Below are 6,619 nucleotides of genomic sequence, written 5' to 3'. Positions count from 1 at the left end.
GGCCTGCCGGTCGTCGGCCACGCCGAGGGCGGCCGCCGGGTCGGCCTCGGCCGGCACCCGCAGGTCGACCAGGCGCACCACCACGTCCTCGCGGTGGAAGACGGTGGCCGCCGCGACCGGCCCGGTCGGGTCGGCGGTGGCGAGGTTGTCGTGCTCGGCCAGCAGCTCGGCCACCTCCTGCCCGCGGTCCGGCCGCACCGGGTAGAGCACGGCGTGCCGGTGCAGCCGGGCGGAGGCGGGGGAGCTGGCGATCGCCTGGTGCCGGGCGGGCAGCGCGGCCCTGGCGAAGAACGCCCGGGCGGCCTGCGGGTCGCCCAGTTGGCGGCTCTCCTCCAGGTGCGGGTTGAGCGCCTCCTCGACGGCCCGCACCTCGGGCTGCATCGCCACGTGGCGCAGCGCGTCGCCGAGGTTGCCGATCACCTCGACGGCGCGGACCACCCGGTTGCCGAGCATGAACAGCGAGGTGCGGCGCAGCCGGGTGTGCTCGTCCACCTCGGCCCGGGGGGAGGCGTAGCCGGAGAGGATGCGGGCCACCTCGGGTTCGCTGCCGGGCTTGACGGTGAAGGTCAGCGCGTGGCGCACCACCCCGTCCGGGCCGGGGTCGACCCTGGGCGGGCCGACGTGCCCGGCGGGAGTGGTGCGCGGCAGCCCGGGCGGCACCTCCATCGGGGCCCGGGTGCCGGTCGAGCCGGCCGCGGAGGTCTCGCGCAGCACGGCGTAGCGCAGCGAGCGGAAGTTGTCGCTGACGCAGCCGTGCATCGGCTTGACCATCTCCCGGTGGGCCGGGCTGTCCACCCACTCCAGGAAGGTCTCCTGGTCCTTCCACTCGCTGGTGATCAGCCACTGGCGCGGGTCGTTGATCGACTGGCACAGCTGGTCGCTGACGTGTCCGGGGACCGAGGCCACCTGGTGGCGCAGCTGCTCGTACACGTCGAGGAAGCGCTGCTGGGCGCCGTCCTGGATCTCCAGCATCAGCACGACCCGCAGCCGGGTGTCGGCCTCGTCGTGCTGCTTCGGCTGGGGTTCGGACAGAGTTGTCATGATCCACTTTCTGCTCTGGGCCGCACGCTGCGGGCCGTGTCGGCCGTGCCCGGCGGGTGCTCCCCGGCCTGGGAGGGCGGTGCGACGGCGGGTCGGCCGGGCGCGTCGGCGCCAGGCCTGAGGTCGATCGTGGGCGGCGCGGCGGGCGCGGCGCGAGATTTGCGGGCCATCCGGGCGAAGGGGCGCCACGGGCCCCCTCCGGCGGGGGATGGAAGAGCGGGGCCCCCGGTCGAGCGGGCCCGCCGAGGGCGGCGCCGAGCCCAGTCTCCGGGCCGCGGAATCCCCTGACAGGGTGGAGCAATTGATGAATCCGAAGGTTGACGACCGGGTGCCGGTCCTCATCGTGGGCGGCTCGCTGGTCGGGCTGTCGGCCTCGCTCTTCCTCGGGCGGCTCGGGGTCGGGCACCTGCTGGTCGAGAAGCACGCCGACACCTCGCACCACCCGCGGGGGCGCGGCAACAACGTCCGCACCATGGAGCTGTTCCGGGTGGCCGGGATCGAACCCGCGATCCGTGAGGCGGCCTCGATCCTGGCCCCCAACCACGGCATCCTCCAAGCGCCGTCGCTGACCGGCGCCGAGCAGGAGTGGCTGTTCCGGGAGATCGACCCGGGCGGCCGGCTGGCCCGGTTCAGCCCCAGCTCCTGGTGCCTGTGCAGCCAGAACGACCTGGAGCCGGTGCTGCGGCGGGCCGCCCGCGAACTCGGCGGCGACCTGCGGTTCAGCACCGAACTGGTCTCCTTCGAGCAGGACGCGGAGGGCGTCACCTCGGTGCTGCGCAGCCGGGAGAGCGGCGAGCGGCGGGTGGTGCGCTCGGAGTTCCTGATCGCCGCGGACGGCCCGCGCAGCCCGGTCCGCGAGCGGCTGGGCATCGGCCAGTCCGGCAAGGGCGAGCTGTTCCACAACGTCAGCATCACCTTCCGGGCCAAGCGCCTGGCCGAGGTGGTCGGCGACCGGCACTTCATCGCCTGCTACCTGACCAACCCGGAGGCGGACGGCGCGCTGCTGCCGGTGGACAACCAGGAGGAGTGGGTCTTCCACGCGCCCTGGCACCCCGAGCACGGCGAGCCGCTGGAGGCCTTCACCGACGAGCGCTGCGAGCGGCACATCCGCACCGCCGTCGGCCTGCCGGAACTGGACGTCGAGGTCACCGGCCGGGCGCCCTGGCACGCCGCCGAGCGGGTGGCCGAGCGGTACGGCGCCGGGCGGGTCCTGCTCGCCGGGGACTCCGCCCACGAGATGTCCCCGACCGGGGCGTTCGGTTCCAACACCGGCATCCAGGACGCCCACAACCTGGCGTGGAAGATCTCCGCCGTGCTCTGCGGCTGGGCCGGGCCGGGGCTGCTGGAGACGTACGGGCAGGAGCGCCGCCCGGTCGCCCGGGTGACCGGCGAGCGGGCCTCGGCGCGGTCCGCCGAGCACAGCCACCCGGGCTACGCGGTGGTGCCCGGCGCGGGCCGGCAGGCCGGGGTGCTGGCGGTGGCGCTCGGCTACCGGTACCCGGTGGGCGCCGTGGTCGGTGCGGACCGGGACGGCCCGGTGGTCCCCGAGCAGTTCGAGTCGGCGGGCGAGCCGGGCAGCCGGGCCCCGCACCAGTGGCTGCTGCGGGCGGGGGTGAGGCTCTCCACGCTGGACCTGTACGAGCAGGCGATGGTGCTGCTCACCGGCCCCGAGGGCGGTGCCTGGCAGGCGGGTGCCCGGCGTGCGGCCGACCGGCTGGCCGTCCCGCTGGACGGCTTCCGGATCGGCGACGGGGCCGAGGACGACCTGGCGCCGGAGCCCGGCGCGGACTTCGCCGCCCTGCACGGCATCGGCCCGCTGGGCGCGGTGCTGGTCCGTCCGGACGGCTTCGTCGCCTGGCGCTCGCCCGGCCCGCCGCGGGACGCGGAGGCCGAGTTCGCCGCGGCGCTGCGGACGGTGCTGAGCCTCTGACGGACGCGGACGGGCCCGCCGGTCGCACGGCCGGCGGGCCCGTCCTGTCGTTCGTCGGCGGTCAGTGGCCGCCCTCGTCGACCACCTCGACGTCGGCGACCTCCTGCTCGATCTCCTCGGCCGGCAGCGCCACCCGGATCGCCCAGTAGTAGATGGCCACCGAGAACACCGACACCAGGGCCATGTCGGTCCACAGCGGGATCCGGCCGATGCCGTCGCCGAAGCCGCCGAGCCAGGAGATCAGGCCGAGGCCGATCAGGTAGGGCGGCAGCCACTGGGCGGCCTTCCAGCTCAGTCGCGGCGCGTTCGGCAGGCCCTTCCTGATCGCGTACGCGGCGTAGCTCCCGAGCAGGACGTAGCCGAGCACGATCGCGATGCCCAGGCGGGAGAGGGTGTGCCAGCCGGACCAGTAGATGATCAGGCTGGAGACCACGAACGCGGCCGGGGAGATCACGCCGCCCGCCGGCAGCCGGTAGGGGCGCTCGCGGTCGGGCAGCCGGCGGCGCATCGCGCCGAAGGCCAGCGGGGCGCCGGCGTACATCAGCACGCTGGCGGAGGTGATGAAGCCGACCAGCTCCTGCCAGCTCGGGAAGGGCAGGAAGCAGATCACGCCGGTGACGAAGGCGATGACCAGGCCGAACCACGGCACGCCGTTCTTGTCCAGCTCCTCGAAGCGCTGCGGGGCGTAGCCGTTGCGGCTCAGGCCGTAGGAGATGCGCGAGGTCGAGGTGGTGTAGATCAGCCCGCTGCCGCCGGGGGAGATCACGGCGTCGGCGTACAGCACCCAGGCCAGCCAGCCGAGGCCGACGGTGGTGGCGAGGCCCGCGAAGGGGCCGTCGATGCCGGGGAAGTCGAGCTTGTCCCAGCCGTTGGCGAAGGAGCTGACCGGCAGCGCGCCGATGAAGACGACCTGGAGCAGGGTGTAGACCACGGCGCCGATGGCGACCGAGCCGAGGACGGCGCGGGGGATGTCGCGCTTGGGGTTGCGGCTCTCGCCGGCCAGCTGGATGGCCTGCTCGAAGCCGAGCAGGGCGAAGATGATGCCGCTGGTGCTGATCGCCGCGAGCACGCCCTGGGCGCCGAACGGGGCGAAGCCGTGCGAGGTGAAGTTGGAGCCGTGGAAGTTGGTCACGGCGAGCACGAAGATCGTGAACAGCGGGACGAAGATCTTCAGCCAGGTGGCGACGTTGTTGGTGCGGGCCAGGACGCGCACGCCCAGGAAGTTCACCGCGACGAACACCGCCATGAGCACGGTGGCGACGGCGAAGCCGCTGGCGGTGAGGGTGTTGTTGTCGTTGAGCAGGCCGCCCGCCCAGGGCCAGTGCCGGGCGTAGCCGATCATCGCCTCGACCTCGATCGGCGCGACGGTGGCCGCCTGGAGCCAGGAGAACCAGCCGAAGGACATTCCGGCGAGGCCGCCGAAGGCGTAGTGCGGGTACCGCGCGGTACCGCCCGAGACCGGGAACATGCTGCCGAGCTCGGCGTGCACGAGCGCGAGCAGCACGATCGCCACCGTGCCGATGCCCCAGGAGACGACGGCGGCCGGGCCGGCCGCCACGACGCCCTCCTTGGCGCCGAACAGCCAGCCGGAGCCGATGATCGAGCCGACCGAGGCCCACATGAGGCCGACGAGGCCGACGTGGCGGCGCAGTGACCGCTGGGCGGTGCCGGTTTCGGAACCGGTGCCCTGGCCGGGCGGCGAGATCTGGTTGAGGGAAGCCATGAACGATCTCTCTGTGTGTGGGGACTCCGGGGTGGGCGGAGCGATGAGAGTTGCCACACACTAGGACTTTTCAGCCCCCTCTGCACAGATTTCATTACTGAATGTTTCATTCTTTTCCGGACATCCTTGCAGGTAGGGGGCGTTATGGCGCCCGGCATATTACGTATCCGATCGATCCGACCGAAATTCGGGCCGCGCCGTGCGGGGTCGCATGATAGGGGAAATTCCCGAGGATGGGAATAGTGGGCTCCGTATAGCGGAGCGGCGCTAGTCCACCAGATCGGACGGGTCGGTGTTGGCGCCGCAGAGCAGCACGGCGACGCGCTCGCCCTCGGCCCGGTCGACGGCGGCGAGCGCCGTGGCGGCCGCGTACTCGACGGCGATCCGGCGGTCCTCCCAGAGCTGCCGGCGGGCGCGCACGATGGCCTCGTCGTCGACCAGCACCGACCGGACGCCCTCGTGCGCGGCGGCGTCCACGGCGAGGGCGGTGGCCCGGCGGGCCCCGAGCGAGTCCTGGGCGACGGAGTCCACCGGGACGTCCACCGGGCGGCCCGCGGCCAGGGCGGCGTTCAGCGCGCGGCTGCCCGTCGGCTCCACGGCGAGCACCCGGATGCCGTGCTCGCGGGCCGCCACCGCCACCCCGGCGAACAGCCCGCCGCCGCCGACCGACACCACCACCGTGTCCAGCCCGGGCACCCCGGCGCGGATCTCCGACAGGACCGTCCCGGCGCCGGCGGCGATCAGCGGGTGGTCGTACGCGTGCGAGGACAGCGCCCCGCTGCCGGCCGCGAACTCCTCGCAGGCGGCCAGCGCCTCCGCGTACTCCCGGCCCGCCAGCCGTACCTCGGCGCCGTACGAGCGCAGCCGCGCCAGCTTCACCGGGGAGGCCGTCTCGGGCAGGAACACCGTTGCCCGGACGCCGAGTTCGCGGGCCGCCCAGGCGCAGGCAAGCCCGGCGTTGCCGCCCGAGGCGATGGTCACCCCGGCGTCCGGGAGGGTGCCCGCCTCGGCGTGCGCCAGCAGGAAGTTCTGCGCGCCGCGCGCCTTGAAGCTGCCGGTGTGCTGGAGGAACTCCAGCGCCAGCCAGGTCCGTCCGCCGTCGTCCCCCGGTGCCACCGCCACCGGGCGCACCCGCCCGGCGATCCGCTTCCCGGCGGCCTCGACCTCGTCGTACGTCAGCTGGTCCATCGTGTTCCGCTCCTTCGTCGAGGGGGACGTGCCACCGGGAGTCCCGGCCAGGACGACCGTACGTCCCGTCCGTGGGCGAAGGAAAGATCACGAACGCCGGGGCCGGACCGCGCGTAGGCTGGCCCCGTGCGATTCGTGATCCTCCCCCCGCCGGCCCGCTAGCGGGCGGCCCACTCCACCTCCTCCGGCCCGACGGGACTGCCCGCAGCCGGGGCGATGACTGCCGCCCGCGTACCCAGCGGACCTGAACCGGCAACTCATCGTGGAGTACCGACGCATGACCTCGTACACCGCCGTGCCCTTCCGGCGCGGCCTCCTGTCCATCTCCGCCGCCGCCGTCGCCTGGGGCGTGGGCGGCGCCGTCTCCGCACTGCTGATGAGCACCAGCGGGCTCGGCCCGGCGGGCGTCTCCTGCTGGCGCTTCGGCGTCGCCGCGCTCTGCCTGGCCCTGCTGCCGGGCCGCCGGCCGCGCGGTCGGCGGGGCGCTGCCGGGTGGCGCGCCGCCGCGCTGACCGGGCTCGGTCTGGCGGTCAGCCAGTGCGCCTACTTCGGCTCGGTGCGGTACGCGGGCCTCGGGCTGGGCACCCTGATCACCATCGGCGCCGGCCCGGTGTTCACCAGCCTCGGCGCCCACCTGCTGCTCGGCGAACGCCTGACCCGTCGAACGGCGGCCGCGGTCGCCCTGGCCCTGGCCGGCCTCGCCCTGCTGGTGGCCGCCCCGGCGGCGGGCCCGCGCC

5 protein-coding genes are annotated in these 6,619 nt (G+C 74.1%); 2 read left to right on the top strand and 3 right to left on the bottom strand.

Annotation, left to right across the window (positions count from 1 at the left end):
- Positions 1–1,041 (bottom strand): SchA/CurD-like domain-containing protein (locus AE652_RS32305; protein ID WP_049658059.1); only part of this gene is annotated, 1,041 nt, incomplete at its 3' end.
- 208 nt (positions 1,042–1,249) lie between these two features.
- On the opposite strand from AE652_RS32305, the gene AE652_RS32300 reads away from it, so the two are divergent.
- Positions 1,250–2,971, top strand: coding sequence for an FAD-dependent oxidoreductase (locus AE652_RS32300; RefSeq protein WP_369808348.1), 1,722 nt, complete (start codon positions 1,250–1,252; stop codon positions 2,969–2,971).
- Between the two features lie 61 nt (positions 2,972–3,032).
- On the opposite strand, the gene AE652_RS32295 is transcribed toward AE652_RS32300, so the two are convergent.
- Entirely contained in the window at positions 3,033–4,694 is a 1,662-nt protein-coding gene (locus AE652_RS32295; protein WP_049658055.1) for an APC family permease, read from the bottom strand.
- Between the two features lie 267 nt (positions 4,695–4,961).
- Positions 4,962–5,882, bottom strand: a complete 921-nt coding sequence (locus AE652_RS32290; protein ID WP_049658053.1) for a serine/threonine dehydratase — start codon at positions 5,880–5,882, stop codon at positions 4,962–4,964.
- 277 nt (positions 5,883–6,159) lie between these two features.
- Between AE652_RS32290 and AE652_RS32285 the strand changes: the two genes are divergently transcribed.
- Positions 6,160–6,619, top strand: a 460-nt coding sequence (locus tag AE652_RS32285; protein WP_049658051.1) for an EamA family transporter, incomplete at its 3' end; no start/stop codon positions are given.

Source organism: Kitasatospora sp. MY 5-36 (genome assembly GCF_001182915.1).
Lineage (GTDB): Bacteria > Actinomycetota > Actinomycetes > Streptomycetales > Streptomycetaceae > Kitasatospora.
This window is presented reverse-complemented; position numbering and strand designations above follow the sequence as displayed.